Origin of the sequence: Microbacterium sp. NPDC078814 (genome assembly GCF_040702645.1) — a bacterium.
Lineage (GTDB): Bacteria > Actinomycetota > Actinomycetes > Actinomycetales > Microbacteriaceae > Microbacterium.
This window is the reverse complement of sequence record NZ_JBFBLT010000003.1, coordinates 389,647-410,197: the sequence shown is the minus strand read 5'-3', so window position 1 is coordinate 410,197 and position 20,551 is coordinate 389,647. Positions and strand designations below refer to the sequence as shown.

26 protein-coding genes and 2 pseudogenes are annotated in these 20,551 nt (G+C 70.4%); 19 read left to right on the top strand and 9 right to left on the bottom strand.

Annotation, left to right across the window (positions count from 1 at the left end):
• Window positions 1–115 precede the first annotated feature (115 nt).
• Both AB0300_RS08215 and nucS read left to right on the top strand, forming a co-directional pair.
• Entirely contained in the window at window positions 116–964 is an 849-nt protein-coding gene (locus AB0300_RS08215; RefSeq protein ID WP_366215817.1) for a GAP family protein, read from the top strand.
• 35 nt (window positions 965–999) lie between these two features.
• Entirely contained in the window at window positions 1,000–1,695 is a 696-nt protein-coding gene (gene nucS, locus AB0300_RS08210) for an endonuclease NucS (RefSeq protein WP_060923428.1), read from the top strand.
• 2 nt (window positions 1,696–1,697) lie between these two features.
• On the opposite strand, the gene AB0300_RS08205 is transcribed toward nucS, so the two are convergent.
• A complete protein-coding gene (locus tag AB0300_RS08205) occupies window positions 1,698–1,913 on the bottom strand; it encodes a hypothetical protein (protein WP_085604211.1) in 216 nt (71 codons plus the stop codon).
• A 144-nt stretch (window positions 1,914–2,057) separates the two neighbouring features.
• Between AB0300_RS08205 and AB0300_RS08200 the strand changes: the two genes are divergently transcribed.
• Window positions 2,058–2,723: an HAD hydrolase-like protein gene (locus AB0300_RS08200; RefSeq protein ID WP_338567054.1), complete on the top strand. Its 666-nt coding sequence runs from the start codon at window positions 2,058–2,060 to the stop codon at window positions 2,721–2,723.
• A gap of 92 nt (window positions 2,724–2,815) precedes the next feature.
• On the opposite strand, the gene AB0300_RS08195 is transcribed toward AB0300_RS08200, so the two are convergent.
• Complete coding sequence (locus AB0300_RS08195) at window positions 2,816–3,022, bottom strand: cold-shock protein (protein WP_017203899.1); 207 nt, start codon at window positions 3,020–3,022, stop codon at window positions 2,816–2,818.
• A gap of 480 nt (window positions 3,023–3,502) precedes the next feature.
• Here AB0300_RS08195 and AB0300_RS08190 point away from each other — a divergent pair, with 480 nt between their 5' ends.
• Window positions 3,503–4,324, top strand: coding sequence for a shikimate 5-dehydrogenase (locus AB0300_RS08190; RefSeq protein WP_172400053.1), 822 nt, complete (start codon window positions 3,503–3,505; stop codon window positions 4,322–4,324).
• Between the two features lie 15 nt (window positions 4,325–4,339).
• Here AB0300_RS08190 and AB0300_RS08185 read toward each other — a convergent pair whose 3' ends face one another.
• Window positions 4,340–4,777 carry an SRPBCC family protein gene (locus AB0300_RS08185; RefSeq protein ID WP_126893808.1) on the bottom strand — a complete coding sequence of 146 codons (438 nt, stop codon included), beginning with the start codon at window positions 4,775–4,777 and terminating at the stop codon, window positions 4,340–4,342.
• Between the two features lie 148 nt (window positions 4,778–4,925).
• On the opposite strand from AB0300_RS08185, the gene AB0300_RS08180 reads away from it, so the two are divergent.
• The 4 genes and pseudogenes from AB0300_RS08180 to AB0300_RS08165 all read left to right on the top strand — a co-directional run bounded on the left by AB0300_RS08180 (window position 4,926) and on the right by AB0300_RS08165 (window position 8,079).
• A complete protein-coding gene (locus AB0300_RS08180; RefSeq protein ID WP_366215816.1) occupies window positions 4,926–6,245 on the top strand; it encodes a cytochrome P450 in 1,320 nt (439 codons plus the stop codon).
• Window positions 6,246–6,350: 105 nt separating this feature from the next.
• Window positions 6,351–6,623, top strand: a pseudogene (locus AB0300_RS08175) (ATP-binding cassette domain-containing protein); the annotation flags it as partial.
• A gap of 77 nt (window positions 6,624–6,700) precedes the next feature.
• Window positions 6,701–7,336: pseudogene (locus AB0300_RS08170) on the top strand (ABC transporter ATP-binding protein); the annotation flags it as partial.
• Entirely contained in the window at window positions 7,333–8,079 is a 747-nt protein-coding gene (locus AB0300_RS08165) for an ABC transporter (RefSeq protein WP_172400052.1), read from the top strand. The pseudogene AB0300_RS08170 and the gene AB0300_RS08165, both read left to right, overlap by 4 nt.
• A gap of 112 nt (window positions 8,080–8,191) precedes the next feature.
• Here the strand turns inward: AB0300_RS08165 and AB0300_RS08160 are convergent, their stop codons facing one another.
• On the bottom strand, window positions 8,192–8,461 hold the full coding sequence (locus tag AB0300_RS08160; RefSeq protein ID WP_139833234.1) for a hypothetical protein: 270 nt from the start codon (window positions 8,459–8,461) through the stop codon (window positions 8,192–8,194).
• Window positions 8,462–8,495: 34 nt separating this feature from the next.
• On the opposite strand from AB0300_RS08160, the gene AB0300_RS08155 reads away from it, so the two are divergent.
• From AB0300_RS08155 to AB0300_RS08140, 4 genes are all read left to right on the top strand, one after another.
• Entirely contained in the window at window positions 8,496–8,858 is a 363-nt protein-coding gene (locus tag AB0300_RS08155) for a hypothetical protein (protein WP_139833233.1), read from the top strand.
• Window positions 8,859–9,052: 194 nt separating this feature from the next.
• Complete coding sequence (locus tag AB0300_RS08150; RefSeq protein WP_025105179.1) at window positions 9,053–10,237, top strand: zinc-dependent alcohol dehydrogenase; 1,185 nt, start codon at window positions 9,053–9,055, stop codon at window positions 10,235–10,237.
• Window positions 10,238–10,306: 69 nt separating this feature from the next.
• Window positions 10,307–10,552, top strand: a complete 246-nt coding sequence (locus AB0300_RS08145) for a hypothetical protein (RefSeq protein ID WP_025105178.1) — start codon at window positions 10,307–10,309, stop codon at window positions 10,550–10,552.
• Window positions 10,549–11,526, top strand: a complete 978-nt coding sequence (locus tag AB0300_RS08140) for an SRPBCC family protein (RefSeq protein ID WP_366215815.1) — start codon at window positions 10,549–10,551, stop codon at window positions 11,524–11,526. Before AB0300_RS08145 ends, AB0300_RS08140 begins: the two co-directional genes overlap by 4 nt.
• Before the next feature lie 8 nt (window positions 11,527–11,534).
• On the opposite strand, the gene AB0300_RS08135 is transcribed toward AB0300_RS08140, so the two are convergent.
• Together AB0300_RS08135 and AB0300_RS08130 are read right to left on the bottom strand one after the other, a co-directional pair.
• Window positions 11,535–11,846, bottom strand: a complete 312-nt coding sequence (locus tag AB0300_RS08135; protein ID WP_366215814.1) for a hypothetical protein — start codon at window positions 11,844–11,846, stop codon at window positions 11,535–11,537.
• Between the two features lie 137 nt (window positions 11,847–11,983).
• Window positions 11,984–12,118, bottom strand: a complete 135-nt coding sequence (locus AB0300_RS08130; protein WP_255218720.1) for a hypothetical protein — start codon at window positions 12,116–12,118, stop codon at window positions 11,984–11,986.
• Window positions 12,119–12,477: 359 nt separating this feature from the next.
• On the opposite strand from AB0300_RS08130, the gene AB0300_RS08125 reads away from it, so the two are divergent.
• The 5 genes from AB0300_RS08125 to AB0300_RS08105 all read left to right on the top strand — a co-directional run bounded on the left by AB0300_RS08125 (window position 12,478) and on the right by AB0300_RS08105 (window position 15,615).
• A complete protein-coding gene (locus AB0300_RS08125) occupies window positions 12,478–12,744 on the top strand; it encodes a hypothetical protein (protein WP_366215813.1) in 267 nt (88 codons plus the stop codon).
• Window positions 12,741–13,055, top strand: a complete 315-nt coding sequence (locus AB0300_RS08120; protein ID WP_062766051.1) for a hypothetical protein — start codon at window positions 12,741–12,743, stop codon at window positions 13,053–13,055. Before AB0300_RS08125 ends, AB0300_RS08120 begins: the two co-directional genes overlap by 4 nt.
• Window positions 13,056–13,082: 27 nt before the next feature.
• A complete protein-coding gene (locus AB0300_RS08115) occupies window positions 13,083–13,556 on the top strand; it encodes a MarR family transcriptional regulator (protein ID WP_062637668.1) in 474 nt (157 codons plus the stop codon).
• A complete protein-coding gene (locus AB0300_RS08110) occupies window positions 13,553–14,356 on the top strand; it encodes an SDR family oxidoreductase (RefSeq protein WP_366215812.1) in 804 nt (267 codons plus the stop codon). The genes AB0300_RS08115 and AB0300_RS08110 overlap by 4 nt, the downstream gene beginning before the upstream one ends.
• A 122-nt stretch (window positions 14,357–14,478) precedes the next feature.
• Entirely contained in the window at window positions 14,479–15,615 is a 1,137-nt protein-coding gene (locus AB0300_RS08105) for a calcium:proton antiporter (RefSeq protein WP_366215811.1), read from the top strand.
• 6 nt (window positions 15,616–15,621) lie between these two features.
• Here AB0300_RS08105 and AB0300_RS08100 read toward each other — a convergent pair whose 3' ends face one another.
• On the bottom strand, window positions 15,622–17,031 hold the full coding sequence (locus AB0300_RS08100) for an MFS transporter (protein WP_315104474.1): 1,410 nt from the start codon (window positions 17,029–17,031) through the stop codon (window positions 15,622–15,624).
• A 131-nt stretch (window positions 17,032–17,162) separates the two neighbouring features.
• Here AB0300_RS08100 and AB0300_RS08095 point away from each other — a divergent pair, with 131 nt between their 5' ends.
• Window positions 17,163–18,164 carry a LacI family DNA-binding transcriptional regulator gene (locus AB0300_RS08095; RefSeq protein ID WP_366215810.1) on the top strand — a complete coding sequence of 334 codons (1,002 nt, stop codon included), beginning with the start codon at window positions 17,163–17,165 and terminating at the stop codon, window positions 18,162–18,164.
• A 3-nt stretch (window positions 18,165–18,167) separates the two neighbouring features.
• Here AB0300_RS08095 and AB0300_RS08090 read toward each other — a convergent pair whose 3' ends face one another.
• The gene (locus tag AB0300_RS08090; protein ID WP_366215809.1) at window positions 18,168–19,100 is read right to left on the bottom strand and encodes a nucleoside hydrolase; all 933 of its coding nucleotides are present in this window, start codon (window positions 19,098–19,100) and stop codon (window positions 18,168–18,170) included.
• A 49-nt stretch (window positions 19,101–19,149) separates the two neighbouring features.
• On the opposite strand from AB0300_RS08090, the gene AB0300_RS08085 reads away from it, so the two are divergent.
• Window positions 19,150–20,010, top strand: coding sequence for a ribokinase (locus AB0300_RS08085; RefSeq protein ID WP_062766038.1), 861 nt, complete (start codon window positions 19,150–19,152; stop codon window positions 20,008–20,010).
• A 22-nt stretch (window positions 20,011–20,032) separates the two neighbouring features.
• Here AB0300_RS08085 and AB0300_RS08080 read toward each other — a convergent pair whose 3' ends face one another.
• Complete coding sequence (locus tag AB0300_RS08080; protein ID WP_025105166.1) at window positions 20,033–20,500, bottom strand: hypothetical protein; 468 nt, start codon at window positions 20,498–20,500, stop codon at window positions 20,033–20,035.
• Between the last annotated feature and the right edge of the window lie 51 nt (window positions 20,501–20,551).

Genomic DNA, 20,551 nt, shown 5'->3' with positions numbered 1-20,551 from the left:
GTCCTCATGCAACCACGGCGCGATCGGCGTCGCATCCGACCAAAGGATGAGGGCATCCGGACGACCCCGACTTTCGCCCGATCCGCGCTCGGCGTGCCGCCGGGATCGTGGAAGCATGGAACTCTTCGGCGGGCTGCCGCTGCCCCTCTCCCTCGCCGTGCTCGCGCTCATCGACGGTCTGAGCGTCGGGACGCTGCTCATCCCGGTCTTCCTCCTCCTGCACCCCGGACGCGTACGCGCCGGACGGATCCTCCTCTATCTCGCGACGATCGCCGTGTTCTATCTCGTGGTCGGGCTCCTCTTCCTCTGGGGGCTGGTGAACCTCGTCGACGTCGCCTCCGACTTCCTGAGCTCTCCCGCGGGCATGATCACCCGTCTCGTCGTCGGTGCCGCGCTGCTCGTCACCGCCTTCGTGATGCCGACGAAGCCTGCGGAGGCGGCGCCGGTCGGAGCGCCCGCGGCCACCACCGCGGCGACCGGCCCCGGCGGACCGGGCGGCGAACCGCTGTCCGGGCCGAACGCCCCGGCATCCCCTCCCGTTCCGTCCGCCGCCGCGACGGCCGCTGCGCGTCCCGGTCGGATCGTTCGGTGGCGGGAACGCCTGCTCGACCCGCAGACTCGGGGGTTCGCGGTCATGGCCGTCGCCATCGCCGCGGGGCTCGTGGAGGTCGCGACGATGCTCCCGTACATCGTGGCGATGACGATGCTCGCGGACGCCGGCGTCGACACGCCGCTCCGGGTGCTCTCCCTCGCCGGGTACTGCGCGCTGATGATCGCCCCGGCGCTCGTGCTCCTCGTGCTCCGACTCGTGGCGGCCCCGCTCGTGCAGCGTCCGCTGGAGCGCTTCGCCGCCTGGATGGAGCGGACGGGCGCGGAGAACACGGCGTGGATCATCGGCATCATCGGCTTCCTCATCGCCCGCTCGGCCGCGACGGAGCTCGGACTCTTCGACGCGTTCCTCTGACCGCGTGACCGGCGACGACGAAGTAGGCTCGTCGGGTGCGTCTCGTCATCGCCCGCTGCTCGGTCGACTACACCGGCCGACTCAACGCCCATCTTCCGCTCGCCACCCGCCTGCTCGTGCACAAGGGTGACGGGAGTCTGCTCGTGCACTCCGACGGCGGCAGCTACAAGCCGCTGAACTGGATGAGCCCGCCGTGTGTGCTCGCGACCGAGGAACCGGGCGAGGAGGAGGCCGGCGCCGGCGTCGTCGAGGTGTGGCGCGTGACCCACAAGAAGACCGGCGATGCCCTCCGCGTGCAGATCTACGAGGTCATCCACGACTCCAGCCACGAGCTCGGGATCGACCCCGGTCTGCAGAAGGACGGCGTCGAGGCCGACCTGCAGCGCCTGCTCGCGGAACAGGTGGACCGCGTCGCCGAGGGCGCCACCCTGGTCCGGCGCGAGTACCCCACGGCCATCGGCCCGGTCGACCTGCTGGTGCGCGACGCCGACGGCGTGGCGATCGCGGTCGAGGTCAAGCGCCGCGGCGACATCGACGGCGTCGAGCAGCTCACCCGCTACCTCGAGCTCCTGGGACGCGACCCCCACCTCGCCCCGGTGCAGGGCGTGTTCGCCGCCCAGGAGATCAAGCCGCAGGCCCGCGTCCTCGCCGAGGATCGCGGCATCCGGTGCCTCGTGCTCGACTACGACGACATGAAGGGCATCGAGTCGGGCATCCCCCGCCTCTTCTGACCTCAGCGCGTCGAGACCAGTCGCGGCCGCGGACCCTCCAGCCGCGCGATCGCGATCTTGACCTCGGTGAGCTCGTGCTCGATCCGGTCGAATTTCGCGTCCACCGCGGCGAACCGCGTGTCCATCCGACCGATCATCCAGCCGAATCCGCTGATGATCGCGACGAGAGTCGTCGCGGCCGTCGCCAGCATCGTGATGACTTCCACCGACACGTACATGCCCCCATTCTCACCCGTGATCCCGCCGCTGTCACGACTCTAGATCGGCGTGAAGGGTGTTCCCGCGTTCGGTGGATGAACCCGTTTCGTGCACACCTGTGCAGGACGGGCGGGCACCCGTTCGCGGGACCCTAGGCTGGAGGCATGCCCTCTTCGCCTTACTCGTGTGTGCTCTGGGACGTCGACGGGACCATCGTCGACGCCTCGGTCGGGATCCTGCGTCGCCTGAACATCGCCCTGACGCACTTCGGCCACCCGGCGCCGACGCGCGAGGAGCTCGTGCACTGGATCGGCCCTCCCATGTTCCAGTCCTTCCAGGACCAGGCGGGGATGACGCCGGAGCAGTCGGCCGAGGCGGTGGCGTTCTACCGCACCCTCGGCAAGGCCGACGGGTACACGACCGACGTGCAGACGTACCCCGGGGTCGCCGAGCTGATCCACGACCTGCACGCGGCGGGCGTCCCCCAGGCGACGGCGAGTTCGAAGCCGGAGAATCAAGTCGACGCCCTGGTGGATCACTTCGGACTGCGGCCGTCGTTCCTCACGACCGTGGGCGCCACGCCGGACGAGGCCACGCTCGCGTCAAAGACCGACATCGTGGCCGAGGCGCTGCGCCGGCTGCGCGCGCTCGGTGCCGACACCTCCCGCCCGGTCCTCGTGGGCGACCGGCACCACGACGTCGAGGGCGGTCTCGCCAACGGCGTGCCCGTGATCTTCGTCGGCTGGGGCTTCAGCGACCCGCACGAGGGCGACGACGCGGCGTTCCGCGTCTCGAGCGTAGACGAGCTGCGCGCACTCCTGCTGCCCTGACCGGCTCCAGGGCCGTCAGGGAAGACGAAACTCCCCGCCGGGTCAGCGCCTGCGCGTGGATCCGACGGGGAGTTCCCGGTGTTGCTTCCGCCTCAGACGGGGCGGATGTTCTCTGCCTGCAGGCCCTTGGGACCCTGCGCCACATCGAACTCGACCCGCTGGTTCTCTTCGAGAGAGCGGTAGCCGGATGACTGGATGGCGGAGTAGTGCGCGAAGACGTCAGCGCCTCCGTCGTCGGGGGAGATGAAGCCGAAGCCCTTCTCCGAGTTGAACCACTTGACCGTGCCCTGGGTGCTCATGTACTGCCTGTTCTGCTGATGTAGAAGCCGACGCAGGGGTGCACCGACATCGCTAACGCTAGTGGAGGGGACCCCCGGCGGAATAGCCGTTGCGAGAAGGTAATCCAAATGTTGCATGAGCGGACGCGCCCGGAAAATGGTGTGGCCCTCACCGCGGGGGGAGCGATGAGGGCCGAAGACGACCGGAGGGTGCGTCAGAAACAGCCTAACCCCTCCGCGCGCTTCTTGTCCCCCTTTTGGGGGACAAATTTGAAAATCTTCGTGGCGGACGGCCGGGTAGCGGCCCTCTCGAGGAGTTCATTGGGGACTGAACTACTCGAGAGGGCCCAATCGCATGCACGGATCGCCCGGCCCGTGGGGAGGGCCTCCGCCTCCTGGGGAGAGGCGTAGACGATCGATCCCCTTGCATGCACTTTCACCATAGGGGAGGACGCGATCTTCCGCCATGGACCTTGACAGACGCAGGGGTAGCCTGATTCGGTGACCATGCTGAACAAGGACATGACGCTCTGCATCTCGCTGTCCGCGCGGCCGAGCAACAACGGCACGCGCTTCCACAACCACCTGTACGAGGCCCTCGGTCTGAACTGGATCTACAAGGCATTCGCGCCGACCGATCTGGCGCAGGCCATCGCGGGGGTGCGCGGCCTCGGCATCCGCGGGTGCGCGATCTCGATGCCCTATAAAGAGGACGTCATCGCGCTCGTCGACCGCATGGACCCCTCGGCACAGGCCATCGACTCCGTCAACACGATCGTGAACGACGACGGCGTCCTCACGGCCCACAACACCGACTATTCGGCGATCGCGCAGCTGATCGCGGAGAACGACCTCGACCCGGCGTCGTCGGTCCTCCTCCGGGGTTCGGGCGGCATGGCGAAGGCGACGGCCGCCGCGTTCCGCGACGCCGGCTTCACGGACGTGACCATCGTCGCCCGGAACGAGACGGCGGGCCGCGCCCTCGCCGAGCTGTACGGGTTCGCCTGGCGCGCCGAGGTCGGAGACGCGAGGGCCGACGTGATCGTGAACGTCACCCCGCTCGGCATGGCCGGAGGTGCGGAGGCCGACGCCCTCGCCTTCCCGGAGCCGACCATCGACGCCGCCGCGGTCGTGTTCGACGTCGTCGCGCTGCCCGCCGAGACGCCGCTCATCGCCGCCGGTCGGGCCGCGGGTAAGACGGTGATCACGGGCGCCGAGGTCGCGACGCGACAGGCGCTGGAGCAGTTCGTCCTCTACACCGGCATCCGCCCCTCGGCGGAGCAGGTGCGCGCCGCCGAGGAGTTCATGCGCGCCGGAGCCTGATGCGCAGAGCCCTCGTCAGGAGGCGCGGCCCTCGGCCAGGTAGCCGAGACGGTGGAGCGTCTCCGCATTCCGCCAGCGGAGCATCGGCGTGGTCAGGAACCGGGGCAGGATCGTCGCCGGGCCCTTGACCGGCTCCTCATCGATGCGCACCTGGCATCCGCTCGGGGTCGTCCGCGCGCGGATCGTCACCTGCGCCTCGCCCACCGGCCAGCCGCGCGCCCGCATGACCGCACGGTGCGGCGGGTGCCACTCCACCAGTTCGGTCGTGTCGTCCAGGAGCGCGGGCCACGTGCCGACCGAATGGTGCAGCTGGGCGCCCGCCGCCGGCCAGGAGTCGTCCACGTCGCGCATGCGGGAGGCGCCGACCACCCACGCGGGGTAGAGCCAGCCGTTCGCCAGCACGCGGAACACGTCATGGGTGGTGCACGTCAGGTCGCGGGTGTTGGTGGCCATGGTTCCTCCGTTCCGACCTCATCCTGCGCGCTCCGGAAGACGGTCGGACAGGTGCTTGACATCCGCAGAGCCGACCGTCCGGCTAGCACAAGCGTCTCGAGGATGCTTCCCCCTGGGCCCCGTCGAGATCCCGTGTCAGGGTCGGATCATGCTTCAGCGACTGACTTCCCGACTGTCCGACGGTGTCGACGCGGTCCTGCACGAGGACTCGCCGTCGCTGCTCACCCGCGGCTACGACTTCGGCGAGCGCATCTGGCGCCGAGCCCGCCCCGGCGCCCGGTCGGCCCCGATGCGCCTCCTCGGGCACCCGGCGGCCTTCGTCCGCGGTGCCGAGGGGGTGGAGCTGTTCTACGACGAGAGCCGCATCGCCCGCGCCGGGGCCATGCCGGGGATCGTCCGCGAGCCCCTGTTCGGGCACGGGTCCGTGCACGCGCTCGACGGCACCGCCCACCGCCACCGCAAGGCCACGTTCGTCGAAGCCGCGTACGAGGATGCGCAGGTCGAACGGCTCACACCGTTCCTTGAACGGGAGTGGGCGGCCGAGCGTGAGGACTGGCGCGCCGGCGGCACCCGCAGCGCTTACGACGCGGCCGTCGGCGCCTTCGGGCGCGCCATGATGCGCTGGGCCGGACTGCCGGGGACCGCGGCGGCGCAGACCCGCTGGGCCGCGCGCCTCGCGCAGATCGTGGACGGGTTCGGCGCCCCCTACTCCCCCGCCTACGTCGAGGCCTTCGCGAACCGGATCTTCTCGGACCGGCACGCGCGTCGCCTCATCGAAGCCGTCCGCGCCGGCGAGTTGACGGCACCGGAGGGCACCGCGCTCGCCCTGTGGGCCGCGCATCGCGACGAGAACGGCGAGCTGCTGCCCGCCCGGGTCGCCGGGGTCGAGCTGCAGAACAGCATCCGTCCGATGATCGCCGCCGCGCGGTTCGTGGCCTTCGCCGCGAAGCAGCTGCACGACCACCCCGAGTGGCGTACCCGGATCGCCGCCGAAACCGCCGAGCGGGGATCGCTCGTGGGTGGAACGCTCGCGACGATGTTCGCGCAGGAGGTGCGGCGGACCGGACTGTTCGTGCCGATGCTGCCTGGTCGCACCGTCGCCGAGGTCGAGATCGACGGCGTCACGGTCCCGGAGGGCGGCCGGGTCGTCCTCGACATCCTCGGCACGAACACCGACGAGCGGTCGTGGTCCCACCCGGAGCGCTTCGCCCCCGAGCGGTTCACCGACGTGGACGACTACGAGGAGATCACGACCTTCGTCCCCCAGGGCGGGGGCGACGTCGCCACCGGTCACCGCTGCCCCGGGGAGAAGCTCGTCATCGCGGGACTCTCCGCCGCCGTCGCCGTGCTGAGCGACCCGGAGCTGACGGTGCTCGACGAGGGGCTCGACGTGAACCGCCGCCGTCTGCCCACCAAGCCCACGTCCGGAGGACGGGTCTGCCCCTTCAGCCGACTGACGGCCGGATAGAGATCGGCCGCCCGCCCCCGGGCCCTCCTCGCCCCCTTCGCCGACCGGATGATTCCGAACACTGCTGTACGCTGACGACTCATCGATGGACGGGAGGCTGTGCGAATGGGGGGTCATCGCTCGGACGCGGCCCTTATCACGCTGGAGAACGTCACGAGGACGTACTCCCGCGGCGCCGACGAAGTGGAGGCGGTGCGGGGTGTCTCCGGGGAGATCCGATCAGGGGAGATCGTCACCTATCTGGGTCCCAACGGTGCAGGCAAGACGACTCTGATCAAGATGATCGCCACTCTGCTGACGCCCACGGATGGTCGGATTCTCTTTCGCGGGATGGACGTCACGACGCACTACCGGCATGTCCGTGCTCGTATGAGTCTGGTGCTCGGCGGTGACCGCGGGTTCTATATGAGAGCGTCCGCCACAGACAACCTTCGGTTCTTCGCAGAGCTGCAAGGCGTCCCCGGAGGAAGCGTGATCAGCGGATCTCCGATGCTCTGGAGATGGTCGGGCTCGGCGAGCGGAGCAAGGACCGGGTCGAGCAGTTCTCGCGCGGAATGCGGCAACGCTTGCACATCGCCCGTGCGGTCCTGTGTGAACCGGAGTTGATCCTGCTCGACGAACCCTCCATCGGCATCGACGCGGAAGGGGCCCGGGAGTTGCGGGCCCTCGCCCGAGGTCTTCGTGAGGCCGGCACGGGAGTGCTCCTCACTACCCACTACATGCAGGAGGCGGAAGAACTCGCGGATCGCATCGCTGTCATCGACAATGGGCGCATCGCCGTCGAGGGCAGCGTGGAGGACATCGCCTCCGCCGCAGGGCTGACAGGAGTGACCAGCTACCGGACGCTCACCTTCTCCGACGAGGTCGAGGCGACGCTGAGGAGCGTCGAGGGTGTCGTCGAGGTGCTCCCCACGCAGACCTACGGGGGGTGGAATGTGGACGTCGCATGGTCCGACACCGACCCGCACTCCTCGTTCGCGCAGCGGCTGAACCTCGAGCCGCTGGGGCTGCGCAGGCCGAGCTTGGAAGAGTCCTACCTCGCGTTTCTGGCGAGGAGCCGCGTCCCGGCAGAGAATCCGGGCGACGCGTGATGCGCGTGTTCTTCGCTCTCGCGGGCTTCCACGCCCGGCAATTGCTGCGGGTGCCGTTCTTCATGCAGACGGCATTGCTCGCTCCGGTGAGCTTCCTCCTGCTGCGGGGACTCGGCGCGATTAACGTCGGCGCCCCGCTGGCGCCGCTCACGTGGCTGGACGCGTCGACGGCCGGCGTCTGGGCAACCACGACCACGGCAGCGGGACTCATCATGTATCAGCGATTCCAGGGCACTCTGGAATCGCACGTTCTGAGCGTGCACCGGCCTGGAGTCGTCTTCGGAGCCCTGACCGCGTCTGCGGCGCTCATCGGGATGGTGGGGATTCCGTTCGCAATGCTCATCCAGTTCGTGATCTCGCATGAGCTCGAGCTGACGATCGAATCGACGATCGGCGTGCTGGTAGCACTCATCGCTTGCATCGGATCAGCAGCGCTGCTGTCCTCCTTGTTCGTCGTGAACCCCTCCGCCTCCGCACTCGAACCCCTCATCCTGGTTCCGGTGTGGATGCTCATCGGAATCGTCGTGCCATTCGCGGAGCTCCCCGGTTGGCTCGCACCCGTCGCCCTGGTGCACCCGCTCACCAGCGCGGTTCTCGCCGGCCACGCAGAATCCGTCGGTGCCGCAGTGGCATGGGGCGGGCTCTCGGTCGCCGTGAGCTGTGTGTGGGTGGTGCTGGCCGGTGTGGGACTGCGCGCGGCGATCACGCGCGCCCGCGTCAACGGAACGTTGGCCGTCTCGTGAGGGGCGCATTCGCGGTGGGAGCCCGGGTCTCTTACGTGTCTCTGCCGGAGACACGATCCCCGATCACTTTCCTGGTCGGGCTCGTGGTGGTCCCTTTCCTCACCGCGCTGTTCTACCTCTTGCTCGCCTCCGGCGGGACGGCGAGCCTCAGGCCCGGCGACGCCCTGGCGGCGTCTCTCGCCTCCGGAGCGATCGCTGCCACGGTGACGGTGAGCACTCTTGTGGTCACCGATCGTTTCGAGGGAACGAGAGCGTTCCTCCTTCTCTCACCCCGCACGAACACGTCGCTGTGGCTCGGGCGGCTGTCCGTACCCGTGCTGATCGGCGTGGTGACCGGAATCGCATCGTCGTACGCCATCCTTCTCTTGTCGCGGGCGTCCATCGCGCCATCGGTCTGGTTGCAGATCCCTCTCTTCGTGGCAACGGCTGTGGTCGCCAGTGCAGGCCTCGGTGTCATCATCGGAGGCCTCGGGCTCGGTATGCGCGACCCGCTCGTCGCCTCGAACGTCGCCGGCTACGCGCTCCCTCTCGTATGCGGGGTGATCGCACCCGTCACGCTCTTCCCGGCGCCGCTCGAAGCGCTGGCGGGCGTACTTCCGTTGACCCATGTGACGACCGCGGCACGGTCCTTCATCGAATCCGGAGGTCTCGCTGCGGCGGGCAGCGAGATGCTGACGGCGATCGTGGTCGGTGCCGCATGGGGGCTCGTCGGCGTGGTGACCTGGAAGTGGCACGAGCGACGCATCGTGCGCGAGGGAGCTTCTGAGCAGGTGCTCTGATCGGCCGCCTCAGACGGTTCGAGCGACCCTTCGAGCAACCCCGGTCGACAATCCGCCACCGGATCCGGGCGCGGCTGCCCCTTCCACTGATTCCCGGGGATCGCACGTCGGCCACGACCTGTCAACCGGGTGGCCACGCATCCGCTCTCCCGAGAGCGTGGAGGGACGACGGACATCGAGACGTGGAGGACATGATGAAGGCACTCACCTGGCAGGGCAAGCGGAACGTGACGGTGGAGGAGGTCGCCGACCCGGTGATCCAGCAGCCGGCGGACGCCATCATCCGGATCACCTCGTCGGCCATCTGCGGCTCCGATCTGCACCTCTACGAGCTCCTGGGGCCGTTCCTCGACCGTGGAGACATCCTCGGACACGAGCCGATGGGCGTCGTGGTGGAGGTCGGTGCGAACGTCACGAAGCTGAAGCCGGGCGATCGCGTGGTGATCCCCTTCACCATCGCCTGCGGCGTGTGCTTCTTCTGCCTCCGCGGGCTGCAATCGCAGTGCGAGACGACCCAGGTGCGCAAGTACGGCAGCGGCGCGGCGCTCTTCGGCTACACCAAGCTCTACGGCCAGGTCCCCGGCGGGCAGGCGGAGTACCTCCGCGTGCCGCTGGCGGACTACAACCACATCCCGGTGGCGCCGGACCTGCCCGATGAGCGCTACCTCTTCCTCAGCGACATCCTGCCGACGGCGTGGCAGGGCGTGGAGTACGCGCAGCTCCCCGAAGGCGGCACCCTCGCGGTGATGGGCCTCGGACCCGTCGGACAGTTCGTCAGCCGGATCGCCCGCCACCGCGGCCACCGCGTCATCGCGGTCGAACCGGTGGCGGAGCGGCGCGCGATGGCCGAGCGGCACGGCATCGAAACGCTCGATCTCACCGACACGGCCGTGGAGGAGATCCGCGATGCCACGGAAGGCCGTGGCGCCGACGCCGTGGTGGATGCGGTGGGGCTGGAAGCGCACGGCAACAGCGGAGTGGAGTTCCTGCAGAAAGCGGTGGGCCTGCTGCCCGATCCCGCAGCGCGGCAGATGCTCGACAAGGCCGGTGTCGACCGGCTCGCGGCGGTGTACGCCTCGATCGACGCCGTCCGCCGAGGCGGCACGGTCTCGCTGAGCGGCGTGTACGCGGGCGACGCCGACATCCTGCCGATGAAGACCCTGTTCGACAAGCAGATCAGCCTGCGGATGGGGCAGTGCAACGTGAAGAACTGGATCGACGACATCCTTCCCCTCGTCGAGGACCCATCCGACCCGCTCGGCGTGATGGATCTGACGACGCATCACGCGGCGCTGGAGGACGCCCCGGAGCTGTACCGGACGTTCCAGGAGAAGAAGGACGGCTGCATCAAGGTCGTGCTGCACCCCTCCGGCGCCTGACGGGCCCGTCGAGGGGCCCCGGAGCAACCCGGGTTGACAGGGCTTCGGCAAGCAACGTAGGTTGACAGCATGGAGTCCCTCGACATCGCCCGCACCGCGGCGGACACGACCGATCCGCGTGCCGGGCTGCGCGCCGTGGCCTCGCTGCGGAGCCTCGCCGACGCCCTCGAGCTGCGTCAGGTGGAGGCCGCGCTCCGCGCCGGAATGAGCTGGCAGACCATCGCGGATGCCCTCGGCGTCACGCGGCAGGCCGTGCACAAGAAGCACAGCCGCCGCATCGATCCGAGCATCCCGGTGCCGCGGAGGAACGCATGAGCCGGTTCACGCAGGCGGCTGCCACCATGCACACGCTGTCGCTCGCGGCGATGGAGGAGGCGTCGCGCCTCGGCGTGCACGACGCGGACATCGATCATCTGCTGCTCGCTCTCACGCTCGATGCGGACACCGGCGGGCAGGTGCTCCGGAGGGCCGGGATCCGCCTCGATACCGCCCGGGCGGCCGTCGAGGCGCAGCACGCGGGGCAGCTCCTCGCCATGGGGATCGATGCCCCGGCGGTGGGTCCGGGTCGCATCGTCTTCCACGAGACCGACGGCTACGACTGGACCGAGCGTGCCCTCGCGGTGCTCCGAGCCGCATCCCAAGGAGGTCGCCGCGGGGACTCCGCCGCCGTACTTCGCGCCCTGCTCGCGGAACCCAGCGGCCTGATCGCCGCCATCCTCGGCCGGCTGGCCGTGACGGAAGACGACCTCACGGCCCAGCTCGACGAGGTCGAAGGCACCGCGCGCTCCCCTCAGCCGGGCCGAAAGCCGACCGCCGGGGGGATCACCGGGTCCCGCTCGATGTTCGTGCCGGCCGCCCACGCCGAGGTCCGGGCGGTGCTCGCCGATCCTGAACGGCTCCCGGAGTGGGAGCAGAGCGTCGCCGGCGTCCTCCCCGCCGGGAGTGACGGCCCCTGGGAGGCGTTCGCCCCGACCACAGCGCCGGACGGACGACCCCTGCGCCGCAAGCCCGAATTCCATCGCCTCTGCGTGATCCGGGACGAAAAGGACGGGGCGCTCACCTGGCGCTTCGAGTACCCCGACGCGCCCCATGCGAATCCGCGCGTCCTCACGATGGCACTCGAACCGGCCGCGGGAGGGACGCAGCTCCGCGCGACGATGACGTGGGAGACCAGGCCCCGCGGTCCGGTGCGACGGGCACTGCGGGCACCTCTGCGTCCGCTCTGGCGCGGCCTCGTCTTCATCCAGCTCGCGCAGGTGGAGAGCGGGATCACCCGCCTCTTCCGCTGAGCGCCGGCTCAGTCGCCCTCGTGCCGCGGACCGACGCCCGGCTCCTTGCTGTGGGTCGACTCGTAGGCGGGCTCCGGCGGGTTCTTCGACGACGGGTCGACGCGGGCCGCGTTTCCGGCCCCGGCGTCCGCACCGGCGCCACCGGCGGGCACGTCCTGCAGGGCGTCGGGGTCGTCGCCGCCCCGTTCGGCGAGGTGCGCCGCGACGCCCTCGCGGGAAGGCTGCTCGTCGGATTCGACGTCGTCCTCCTCCGCGAGCCGCAGGGCCTCCTCCGACAGCAACGGCTCGTCCGGGTACATGAAGGCTTCCGGATTCGACATGACGCGCTCCTCTCGTAGCGGGGACTCCAGAGTGCGTCGGATCCGCGCTGAGGACAAGGCCCGTTGACAGGTCGCCGTCGCCCCGGTAGCCCCGGTGGGCGCGGCGGAGCATCGCCACCCCCACCGGGCCGGAGTCCTCAGCTCTTCGCGCCCTTGCGAGGCTTGAGGAACTCGTCCGGGGCGTTCTTCGCGCGCTTCGCCGCCCGCTTCTCCTTGAGTGAGAGCTGCGGCGCCTTCTTCCCTGCGCGACCCGGTGTGGACTTTCCTGACATGGCGCTTCCCCTTTGTGACTGGCTGGCGTAACCCCCGACCATACCCGGAAGCACAGGGAAGTCAAATTTGCCGCTGAACGGGAGAAAAACGCACGCGGCAATCGCTCAGGACCCCATCCGGCGTGCGGACGATTCGCCACTTCTTTTGAATGACTCAAAATAACGTGGTACCGTCGAAGGACAGCAACCGGCCAGGCCGACCGCTCCGCACGCCCCTCACCGGGCCGCCGGCGGAGCGCGCGCCACCGCACCACGCGCACCGACCCCGGGGAGACCACCCCGCCGTCCGACGTGCGCCTCGCGAGGGACCCCCGTCCCTCGGCGCGAGCCTGCCCATCCGCCCCGAGAGAGGAACACGCATGCCAGAGACACGACCCACTGATCAGCGCAGGACGGAGTTCACCTCGATGCCGCACGCCCTCGGCCGCGGTGGCCGCGAGGACATCGTCTGGGAGGCGCTCGAGCGGGTGGACGGCAAGCCGGCGCCCGCGATCGGCGTCATGCAGGCGGCGATGGGCACGGAGGCGCAGATCCGCCTCACCGCGGACGTGATCCGCGCCTACCTCGATGCCCAGGGCCTTCGGGACACCCGGGAGTGGGCGGCGCGCCAGGGCGGTGCCGCATGAGGCGCCGGCTCCGCACGGAGACCCAGGAACACGCCGACACCGTCCTCCGCCTGCAGCCGGCCGAGCTCCATGACACGGCGCCGTTCGCGCCCGGTGACGACCGCTTCGTCGCCGAGCTCGCCTCCCCCGGCCTCGGGGCGTGCTCGTTCGTGCTCGGCCCGCAGGGCACGCCTGCGCCCGCGTGGATCGTGCTCGACTACGCCGACGGGCAGCAGCGCCGGTGGCGACGCGCGCGGCGCGCGGGCGGTCGCCACTTCTTCGCGCTCGTGGAGGACACGGCGAGCGCGGGGTACATCACAACTGTTGCCTGAGGCAACTTTGAGGCGTACCCTGGACACATGACCACCGGCGAAGACGTCGCCGGCATCCACCTGGCCCTCGTCCGGGTGGTGTCGGAATGGAGTGAGAGCGACCTGCAACGTCAGGTCGCCGAAGCCGTCGACGTCGCCCTCGATCCGTCCGCCATCCGCGCGCTCTACCTGCTCGGGATGAACGGCGGTGCGATGGGCTTCGGCGACCTGGCCGCGCACGCGACACTGTCGCGGCCGACCACGTCGAAGCTCGTCGCCCGCATGGCGACGCAGGGCGTCGTCGACCCCGTGCGCTCGGGACGCACGGTCGAGGTGCGCCTGACGGACGCGGGCCGGACGGCCTATGCGCGCCTGGTCGAGGCCGGCCATCGGATGGTCGACGATGCGCTCGCAGGCTGGTCACCGGACGAGATCGACGGATTCCGCCGCCAGCTCGGCCGCTTCGTCACCGCACTGTCCGGCACGCCGCCGGTCGTGTCCATCAAGGAGGAAACCTCATGACCCGCACCTATGTCGTCACCGGATCCGCATCCGGCATCGGCGCCGCCACCACCGAGCTGCTCCGCGCCCAAGGCCACACCGTGATCGGCGTCGACCTCGCCGGCACCGAGGTCGACGGGGATCTGTCCACCCACGAGGGCCGGCTGGCCGCGGCGAGCGCCGCGGTGGAGGCGGCCGACGACGGGATCGACGCCGTCATCGCCTGCGCCGGCATCTCGGCTCCGATCTCGAAGACGGTGTCCATCAACTTCTTCGGCGTGACCGAGTTCCTGACCGCGCTCCAGCCCACGCTGAGCCTGGCCGACGCACCCCGCGCCGCCGTGGTGTCGTCGATGGCCTCGCTGCAGCCGGTGTCGCCCGAGCTCGTCGACGCCGCCCTCGCCGGCGACGAGGCGCGCGCGATCGAGATCGGCGACCGCCTGGCCGCGACGCCCGAGGCCGGGTTCCTCAACTACTCGTCCAGCAAGCGCGCCCTGTCGCGCTGGGTCCGTCGCGAGAGCGTCACCCCGGCGTGGGCGGGAGCGGGCATCCCGCTGAACGCCGTCGCCCCCGGTACCGTCACCACGGCGATGACGGCCGGCCTGCTCGACTCGCCCGAGGGCCTGGCCATGGTGGATGCCGCCGTGCCGATGCCGCTGAACTACCACCAGCCGGCGTCCTCCATCGCCGAGCTGCTCGTCTGGCTGACCAGTCCGGCCAACACCCACATGGCGGGGCAGACGATCTACTGTGACGGCGGGGCCGACGCGGTGCTGCGCGGCGACGACATCTGGTCCTGGAACGACGCCCCGCAGGGCTGAGTCCGGCTCTGCTCAGCCGCTGTTCCGGGAGCGCGGGTATCCTGGAGGTGTCTCCGGCACCCGGAGCAGCGGACGAGGGAGCAGTACCCGCACACGACGACTGACTCATGAAGGAGTCCGTCATGATCCGGTCGTTCATCACCCGCACCGATGTGCTGCGCGTGGCGCTGGGGTGGGGGGCGTTCGCCGCCCTGCTCGCCCTGCACCCGCTGCTCGCGCCGCCCGTGCCCGGGCCGCTCCTGGTGGTGGCCCTCCTCGCGATCGTCGCCGTCATCCTCGTGTGCGCCTTCGGGGTCGTGAAGCAGGCCGAGGCCCTCGCCCACCGACTGGGCGACCCCTACGGCTCTCTGGTGCTGACGCTGTCGATCGTGCTCATCGAGGTGATCCTCATCTCGGCGGTCATGCTCGGACCGGGCGAGCACGCCACGATCGCGCGCGACTCGGTCATGGCCGTGTCGATGATCATCCTCAACCTCGTGATCGGTCTGGCCCTCCTCCTCGGTGGCCTCCGCCATCGGGGGATGGCACACAACCGCACCGGCACGTCCGCGTACCTGTCGATGCTCGTGATCCTCGTCGCTCTGGCATTCGGGCTCCCCGGCCTCATCGGCGACAACGGTGCGTACACGATCGGCCAGGAGATCCCGATCATCGTGCTCACCCTCGCCCTCTACGCGTTCTTCCTGTTCCGGCAGATGGGTGCGCAGGCCGATGACTTCACCGAGGTGGACGAGCGGCTGCGACCGGTCCGTGCGGCGGAGAGGGAAGAACCCCGGACCCCCGTCCGGGAGGTGCTCGCGGCCCACCGCGTCGAGGTGCTGACCCGCCTCGTGCTCCTCGTCGTCACGGTCGTCCCGATCGTGCTGCTCTCGCACGACATGGCGGCCCTGCTCGACGACGGTCTCGGCCGGCTCGGCGCTCCGGTCGCCCTGGCGGGACTGCTGATCGCGGGCATCGTGTTCCTCCCCGAGTCGATCACCTCGATCCGCGCCGCCCTGAACGGAGAGGCGCAGCGGGTGAACAACCTCTGCCATGGCGCGCTCGTCTCGACGGTCGGCCTGACCATCCCGGCGGTCCTCCTGATCGGCATGCTCACCGGCCAGGAGGTGGTGCTCGCCGAGTCGCCGGCGAACCTCCTCATGCTCGCCGTGACGCTGCTGCTCTCGGTGACGACGTTCGCAGCGAAGCGGGTCACCGCGATGCACGGCGCGGCGCACCTGGCGACCTTCGCCGTCTACGTCCTCATCCTCTTCAGCTGAGACGCCTCAGCGGGTCAGCTCGGCGTGGACGGGCTTCGGGATGAAGAGGGAGAACGTCAGCGCGCCGGCGAGCACGACGGCACCGGTGAGGAGCGCGGCGACGTAGCCACCCGCCGCGTCCCCGCTGCCGCCGAACGACGTCTGGGCCGCGTAGATCACGACGAAGCTCAGCCCGGCCCCGAGGTTGATCGCACCGGTGTTCAGCCCGGGAAGGGAGCCCGGCTTCTCCGCGGGCGACAGCACGACCCCCAGGCCGTTCAACATGATGTTGCCGATGCCGGCGTAGGTGATGCCGGCGGCGACTGAGAGGAGCAGCAGGGTGATCCGCGACGAGGTCCCGACGTTCGCGACCATCAGCACGAGCACCACGATCGTGCCGACCAGCCCGATCCGCAGCATCGCCCGGTAGCCCACCGTCGCGGCGAGCCGTCCGGTGAGGGGTCCCATCAGCAGGCCCGCCAGCGCGTACGGCATCAGGATCCAGAACGACACCTCCTCCGCGCTCATCGCGAGTCCCATCGCGGTGTCCTGCGCCAGTGCAGGGACCACGCCGTTCATCACCGCGAAGATCCCGGACAGGGTCAGCAACGACGTCGCGGAAAGCGCCCAGGTGGCACGCTGCTTCAACTGGGCGGGCGAGACGAGCGGGTCCCGCAGCGCACCCTCGAGCTTCCAGAACGCGAGGAAGGACACCACGGAGACGACGGCCAGGACGACCACCAGGAGCACGTCCGCCTCGGCGAGCTTCCCGAGCTCGTTCAGGGCGATGAGCATCGATCCGACGGAGACGACCAGGAGCAACGACCCCCACCAGTCCATGCGCGGGCGGTCCTCCGCCATCGTCTCCGGGGCGAGAAAGCGCACGACGAGTGCCGCGACCACGGCGACGCCGGCCATGGTCCAGAAGATCGAGGCGAAACCGTGGTTCGTGGCGAGGTAGCCGCCGAGCAGCGCGTCGCCGCCGGCGATCCCGCCGTTGACGGCTGTCACGACGCCGAGCAGGGTGCCGTACACCTTCGGGTCGGCGACGGCCGCGCGCAGCATGATCAGACACAGCGGGACGACGGGACCGGAGACACCCTGGATGAGGCGGCCGACGAAGAGCATCGGGACGTTGGTCGCGAGCGCCGCGACCACGCAGCCGACCGCCATCACCACGAGCATGCCGACGAGCACCCGGCGCCGTCCGATGAGGTCGCCCAGCCGCGGGAGGAAGAGCGTGAACAGGGCGGCGGCGGTGAAGAACACCGTCTGGGTGGCGGCGATCTCGGAGGCCGTCGCGTCGAGCTCGCGCTCCATCGTGACCAGCGCCGGGCTGAGCATGCTCGCGTTGAGCTGGAACGCAAGGCAGGCCGCGAGGAGGGCGACCATCAGGGGCGCGACGGCCGTTCGGGGTCGGAGGGCGGTGGTGTGCATGTCGTACTCACTTCTTCGTGTCGGTGCGGGGGCGCCGGAATGCGTAATCCTTTACGCGCGGCTTATCTTGGGAGTCGAGGCGCCGATGTCGGTGCCCGTCGGGAGTCGAGGTGCGGATGAGGAAGCCGTCGGTGACGCTGCACGATGTGGCAGCCGCGGCCGGGGTGTCGATCGCCACGGTCTCCCGCGCGCTGAACGGCAAGGAGCGCGTGTCCGGAGCCACCGCGGAGCATGTGGCGCGGGTGGCCGAGCAGCTCGGCTACCGGGTCAACCTCATCGGCCGCGGCCTGCGCGAGGGCACGGGCGCCACCATCGGCGTCGTCGTCCCGGTGATCAGCAACCCGTTCTACGGCGAACTCGTCCACCGGCTCGAGGACCACCTGCAGCGTCGCGGGTTCGATCTCGTCATCGCGGACTCGCACGGCGATGTCGACCGCGAGCGCGCCCGCCTGCGCATGCTCGTCGAGCGCCGTGTCGAGGGGGTCTTCGTCGTTCCGTCCGACGCGGAGCTGTCCTTCGACGCCGTCGCCGACACCGCCCAGCGGCTCCCGCTGGTCCAGGTCGACCGGCGGGTGCTGGACCTCGATGCCGACTTCGTCGGGGTGGACAACGATCATGGCATCGGGCTCGCCGTCGACCATCTGGCCTCCCGCGGCGCCTCTCGCATCGTCCTCGTGTCGGGCAACGACGTGACGTCGGTCGGCCGCGAGCGCCGCGCCGCGTTCGAGTCGATCGTCCGTGCGCGGTCGCTGCCGGTGGAGGAGAACGTGTTCGGCGAGTACCTTCTCTCCTTCGGAGAGTCCGCCGTCGCGCGGCTGCGGGCCCGCGGTCCGCTTCCCGATGCGATCGTCGCGGGGGACGACCTGGTCGCCGCGGGCGCGATCGCCGCGTTGAAGCGCGCAGGCCTGCGCGTCCCGGTCGACATCCTCATCACAGGGTTCGACGGCACCATGCTGGCGGACGTGTGCGAGCCGCGGCTCACGACCGTGGTCCAGCCGTTCGACGAGCTCGCCGCGGAAGCGGTGGAAGCGCTCGTGCGGCGGATGGACGATCCGGAGACGCCATACGCCCTGCGGCGCGTGACGCCGACTCTGCGCGTGGCGGAGTCGACGTCTCCCCCGCCGGGCGCGTGATCGTCAGGCCAGCGCTGCGACGGCATCCGTCACCAGATTCCAGAAGGCCGGCCCGTCCAGGGTCAGCGCGATGTCGGCGTTGGGCTCCTTGCCCAGCATGTCGTGGAGGTCGACGCAGGTCGCACCGGCCGTGAACTCGCCCGCCGTCTCGATGTCGACGTGGCAGCGCTGCACGGTGGCGACGGCGCGATCGATCGCGATGGCGACGGTGATCGGGTCGTGCAGCGGCCCCTCCGGCATCCCCTCGGCCCGGTCGTACGACGCGGAGAAGAAGCGCAGCAGCTCGACACCGAACGCCGCCGTGCGGTTGCCGACCGCCGCGATCCGCTGCACGACCTCCTCGGTGATGAGGGCCTGATGGGAGATGTTGAGTCCGACCATGGTGAGCGGCAGACCGGACGCGAACACGACCGCAGCCGCCTCGGGGTCGGCCCAGGCGTTGAACTCGGGATAGGCGCCGACGTTGCCGCGCCCGGTCGATCCGCCCATCCAGATGATCTCCTTGATCTTGCGGGCGGCCTCCGGGTGCTGCTGGAGGAGCAGGGCGATGTTCGTCAGGGGCCCCGTGGGGATCACCGTGATCGGCTCCGCGGACGCGTTCAGGGTGTCCGCGAGGAAGTCGACGGCGTGCCGCGGGTCGAGCGGGACCGTGGGCTCAGGGAGGACGGGTCCGCCGAGGGCGTTGTCGCCGTGGATCCAGGCCCCCGGCGTGAGCTCACGGCGAAGCGGCTTGTCGGCCCCCGCCGCGACCGGCACGCCGGTCACGCCCGCGACCGTGAGGGCGATCTGGGCATTCCTCGTGGTGTGCTCCAGGTAGCCGTTGCCGCCGACGGTGGTGACGCCGCGGAGGTCGATCTGCTCGTTCCCGGCCGCCAGCCAGATGGCGAAGACGTCGTCGTGGCCGGGGTCGCAGTCGAGGAGGACGGGGACGGGCATGGGGTGCTCCTTTGCAATCGGGTGTGCGTAAACGTTTACACTCTTTCTCATGAACGTCAAGCCGGACGCCGTCCTCGCCCCCGCCCTCGTCGTCGTCGGAAGCGCGAACGTCGACCTCACCGCCTTCGTCGACCGGCTCCCGACCGCCGGGGAGACGGTCGCCGGGGGCCGACTCTCCCGCGACCTCGGCGGCAAGGGCGCCAACCAGGCCGTCGCCGCCGCGAAGCTGGGAGGGCGGGTCCGCATGGTGGGCGCGGTGGGGGCGGACGCCGACGGCGCCTGGATGCGCGAGGAGCTCGCGAGGGCCGGCGTCGACACCACCGATCTCCGCCAGGTCGCCGCACCCACCGGGACCGCGCTGATCGTCGTGGACGCCGAGGCCGAGAACCAGATCGCGGTGTGTCCCGGCGCGAACGAGCTCGTCTCCCCCGAGGGCGTCGCCTTCGCGCCGGACGAGGCCGTTCTGCTGCAGCTGGAGATCGCGCTGTCCGTCGTCGAGAACGTGGTCGCCCGCGCCGAAGGGTTCGTCGCGGTCAACGCCGCCCCCGCACAGCCCCTCCCTGACGCGCTGCTCGAGCGGGTGGATCTGTTCATCGTGAACGAGACCGAGCGCGAGCTGATGCCGGAGCTGGCGGATGCCGCACTCGTCGCCGTGACCTACGGCGCCGCGGGCGCGGCCCTGTTCCGCGGCGGCGAGGAGATCGCCCGGGCGGACGGCGTGCCCACCCGCGCCGTCAACACCGTGGGCGCGGGGGACGCCTTCTGCGCCGCGCTCGTGCTCGCCCTGCAGAGCGGACTCTCCCCGCGAGCGGCCCTGCAGACGGCCTGCGCTGTCGGCGCGGCCGCTGTCGCGGACCTCTCCTCGCAGCCGCCCTTCGAGCCGCTCGCGCGCTACGTGCCCGTGTCGTAGCGGCCCCGCGACCGGGATCGGGTCAGGACGCGGCGCCCGCTCCGCGCAGCGCGCAGCGGAGGTCGCTCGGCGGCACGAAGTCCGCGGTGAGGGACCAGTCGGCCTCCTCGCCGGCGGGGACCTCCACCGTCGCTTGACCGGACCCGACGACCGTGGCCGCATCGGTGGTGAAGAACACGGTCACGACGTAGGTCGCGTCCGCGTCCGTGGGATTGCCGACCACGCCTTCCGCCGTCCCGCCGTCGTCCTCCGTGGTGCAGGTCGTGATCTGGGTCCCGGCGCGCACCTCTGGGGCGTCCGGCACGTCCTCCGGCACGCTCGTCGCTCCGACGACCCCCTCGTCCTCACCGGGGATCTGCGGCGCCCCCTCCGCGGCCGTGCGCGTCGGGGCCGGCTCCTCGGCGGCGGGGGAGCAACCGCTGAGCAGGAGACCGAGGATCAGGATCGGTGCCGCGAGGCGCGAAGTGCTGCGGTGGCGTGTGGACATCATGGGCTCCTCCTTCGACCGGGATCGCCCGTGGCGGGTGGACGCACCCGCCAC

Coding starts and splice junctions, on each gene's coding strand:
- AB0300_RS08215 (WP_366215817.1), top strand. CDS start 116: ATGGAACTCTTCGGCGGGCTGCCGCTGCCCCTCTCCCTCGCCGTGCTC.
- AB0300_RS08205 (WP_085604211.1), bottom strand. CDS start 1,913: ATGTACGTGTCGGTGGAAGTCATCACGATGCTGGCGACGGCCGCGACG.
- AB0300_RS08200 (WP_338567054.1), top strand. CDS start 2,058: ATGCCCTCTTCGCCTTACTCGTGTGTGCTCTGGGACGTCGACGGGACC.
- AB0300_RS08195 (WP_017203899.1), bottom strand. CDS start 3,022: ATGAGCACCCAGGGCACGGTCAAGTGGTTCAACTCGGAGAAGGGCTTC.
- AB0300_RS08185 (WP_126893808.1), bottom strand. CDS start 4,777: ATGGCCACCAACACCCGCGACCTGACGTGCACCACCCATGACGTGTTC.
- AB0300_RS08180 (WP_366215816.1), top strand. CDS start 4,926: ATGCTTCAGCGACTGACTTCCCGACTGTCCGACGGTGTCGACGCGGTC.
- AB0300_RS08160 (WP_139833234.1), bottom strand. CDS start 8,461: ATGGACGCCCGCGACAAGAGAAGGATGGCGTACGACGATGCGATTCCG.
- AB0300_RS08150 (WP_025105179.1), top strand. CDS start 9,053: ATGAAGGCACTCACCTGGCAGGGCAAGCGGAACGTGACGGTGGAGGAG.
- AB0300_RS08145 (WP_025105178.1), top strand. CDS start 10,307: ATGGAGTCCCTCGACATCGCCCGCACCGCGGCGGACACGACCGATCCG.
- AB0300_RS08140 (WP_366215815.1), top strand. CDS start 10,549: ATGAGCCGGTTCACGCAGGCGGCTGCCACCATGCACACGCTGTCGCTC.
- AB0300_RS08135 (WP_366215814.1), bottom strand. CDS start 11,846: ATGTCGAATCCGGAAGCCTTCATGTACCCGGACGAGCCGTTGCTGTCG.
- AB0300_RS08130 (WP_255218720.1), bottom strand. CDS start 12,118: ATGTCAGGAAAGTCCACACCGGGTCGCGCAGGGAAGAAGGCGCCGCAG.
- AB0300_RS08125 (WP_366215813.1), top strand. CDS start 12,478: ATGCCAGAGACACGACCCACTGATCAGCGCAGGACGGAGTTCACCTCG.
- AB0300_RS08120 (WP_062766051.1), top strand. CDS start 12,741: ATGAGGCGCCGGCTCCGCACGGAGACCCAGGAACACGCCGACACCGTC.
- AB0300_RS08115 (WP_062637668.1), top strand. CDS start 13,083: ATGACCACCGGCGAAGACGTCGCCGGCATCCACCTGGCCCTCGTCCGG.
- AB0300_RS08110 (WP_366215812.1), top strand. CDS start 13,553: ATGACCCGCACCTATGTCGTCACCGGATCCGCATCCGGCATCGGCGCC.
- AB0300_RS08105 (WP_366215811.1), top strand. CDS start 14,479: ATGATCCGGTCGTTCATCACCCGCACCGATGTGCTGCGCGTGGCGCTG.
- AB0300_RS08100 (WP_315104474.1), bottom strand. CDS start 17,031: ATGCACACCACCGCCCTCCGACCCCGAACGGCCGTCGCGCCCCTGATG.
- AB0300_RS08090 (WP_366215809.1), bottom strand. CDS start 19,100: ATGCCCGTCCCCGTCCTCCTCGACTGCGACCCCGGCCACGACGACGTC.
- AB0300_RS08085 (WP_062766038.1), top strand. CDS start 19,150: ATGAACGTCAAGCCGGACGCCGTCCTCGCCCCCGCCCTCGTCGTCGTC.
- AB0300_RS08080 (WP_025105166.1), bottom strand. CDS start 20,500: ATGATGTCCACACGCCACCGCAGCACTTCGCGCCTCGCGGCACCGATC.